The sequence below is a fragment of the Desulfosporosinus sp. I2 genome (assembly GCF_000960765.1).
Lineage (GTDB): Bacteria > Bacillota > Desulfitobacteriia > Desulfitobacteriales > Desulfitobacteriaceae > Desulfosporosinus.
Map to the genome: position 1 here is coordinate 1 of NZ_JYNH01000256.1, position 2428 is coordinate 2428.

General features: G+C 41.4%; 3 protein-coding genes. All 3 read left to right on the top strand.

From position 1 onward, the window contains the following. Nucleotides 1-929: chromate transporter (locus tag UF75_RS25400; protein ID WP_045577301.1), on the top strand; the 929-nt coding region annotated here is incomplete at its 5' end. 189 nt (nt 930-1118) lie between these two features. Further along, nucleotides 1119-1388, top strand: a complete 270-nt coding sequence (locus UF75_RS25405; protein ID WP_045577303.1) for a hypothetical protein — start codon at nt 1119-1121, stop codon at nt 1386-1388. 178 nt (nt 1389-1566) lie between these two features. Further along, the coding region (locus UF75_RS25410) for an amidohydrolase family protein (protein ID WP_045577302.1) at nt 1567-2428 on the top strand (862 nt) is incomplete at its 3' end.

Consider the following 2428-nt stretch of genomic DNA (forward strand, 5'->3'; position numbering starts at 1 on the left):
ATCTCTATCTAAACTATAACGATATCCCTCTAGTAACTTCGTTATTTAAGGGAGTAGGCGCTTTAGTCGTTGGGTTAGTCTTCAACACCATTATCGACCTCTGGAAAAGAGGGGTAAACTCCCCGCAACTAACCATCTTAGCCGTCGGTGGCTTTCTGATGATTTTCTTCTTGAAGGTCAATATCTTATCTCTTCTTCTTTTTGCTGGAGTCGTCAGCCTTGTTTTCACCTTTTTGACCATGAAAATTTCTAGTTGGCAAGCGATTATGAATCATCGGTTTTGGGTTGTGAAACAGACCTCCCAGAGGCCCGCTTCAGCAATAAAGTTTGTATTTAGTAGAAAAAAGTATGGGATCATGTTCATAATGCTTGTAGTGCTCTTAATCATTAATTTTGGAATTAATCTCAGCAATCCCACCTTTCGACAACTGGGTAATACTTTATTTAGTATCGGTGGACTTACCTTTGGGAGCGGCTATGCTATGCTCCCGTTTATCCAGGATGCTATGGTCAATCAATATCATTTTTTAACCGATCAGGAATTCGGAGTTGCCTTGGCCTTGAGCTTACTGACCCCTGGTCCTGTCACCGTAATCTCCGCTTTTATTGGCTATAAAGTGGCTGGATTATTTGGTGCAGCCCTAGCAATGGCGAATATGTATTTGCCTGCCTTTGCTGTGGTCAATCTCATTTCAGACCTATATAATCGGGCTGGTAAGATCGATCTTATCAAGATGGTCATCAATGGAATCGTGGCCGCTTTTATCGGTACGCTTTGGGCTGTGATTTTAAAATTAACGGGCAGCTCGATCATAGATCTACCAACTTTCGGCATCGCTCTAGCTGCATTTGGAGTACAACGGTTTACTAAACTTGATACCCTCTGGATTATCATTGCCGGCTCTCTACTCTCCATCATAATCTTCTAGCGAAACAGGGGGACAGGTGCACTGTTTCACGAAACAGGGGGACACACGAAGAAACAGGGGGACAGGTGCACTGTTTCAGACCTCGCTTCTTACTCATCCTAGACTAGGTAAACTTATTATTAAACGGTGCCGAATAACCTTGACAAGAATTATGGAAGTATTATCATAGATATTATCGGGGATGGAGATATGGATGAAACAAAAGTTATGGAGATTTTAGCTCAAATTTTACAGAATCAAACAGAGATAAAAGTTGAATTGAAACAAGAGATTCATGAATTAGTCGGCAAATTGGAAATGCGATTAGAAAACGAAGTCATCGAAAAAATCCGCGGACTATATGACGACCGTCAATTACATAATGAAACTACACTCAACATCATAGGCGCTCTTAATCGTATGGAAACAAAACTAGACGTCCGGCAATTAGAGACTGCTCATTTTCGAAGAGTCAAGTAAATAGAGAAAACTTAATCGAGACCTTTAGCAGGTCTCGATTCACATATCACATGAAATTAAGCAAGGAAAACTGCGCACAGAAACGGAAAACAGGGACATTTATTGTCTCCAACAGACTGGAACAGTGCACCTGTCCCCGTGTTTCGCCCGTGTTTCGCCGTGTTAAGGTGGTTAGATTATGTATTGTGATCTCTTAATAAGAAATGGTTTTATCATCAATGGTACCGGGGATTCTGGCTTCTATGGCGATCTAGCAGTAGCCGAAGGAAAGATTATTGAAATCTCCGCTAAAATCTCATACCAAGCGGATAGAACTATCGATGCTTCAGGTTTAACCGTTTGTCCAGGTTTTATTGACCCCCATGTACATGAAGAACTTACTGTTTTAACGAATGGTACGTTTGAGGAATTTTTACGCCAAGGGGTAACTACGTTGATTAATGGGAACTGTGGGCATTCCATAACTCCCTATTCTTCCGATAATATCTATGAATATATGGCTAAAAAAGGACTTATTTCCGTTAAAACAAAAGAACGCTATCGAAGTGACGTCCCTAACTGGGCAGATTTTTCTGGCTATATCGACGTTGTCAAAAACAAGGGTTTCAACCTAAACATGGGATTCCTTTTAGGACATGGTACTTTACGATGGAGTGTTATGGGAGAGACAAAAAATAGAAAACCGACAGATAAAGAGGAACGTGTACTACTTCGTCTGATTGAAGAGGGCTTGGAACAAGGAGCCTTGGGAATTTCGACGGGCTTAACCTATGGCCCTAGCAAATATGCCGATACTCATGAACTTATCAAACTAGCAAAGGTAGTTCAAAAATACAATGGGATATATACCTCGCATATTAGAAACTATCTTGGCATCCAAGAAGCAGTTCAGGAAGCAATAATAATTGGTGAAACAGCCGACGTAAGAGTTCAAATATCCCACCTGACGCCGAATTGTCCTAAGGCATTTGATGATATACTCTCCGCAAGGCAACGAGGCGTGGAAATTGCAGTCGATACTATCCCCAAGAGCAGCGGGC

Coding starts and splice junctions, on each gene's coding strand:
- UF75_RS25405 (WP_045577303.1), top strand. CDS start 1,119: ATGGATGAAACAAAAGTTATGGAGATTTTAGCTCAAATTTTACAGAAT.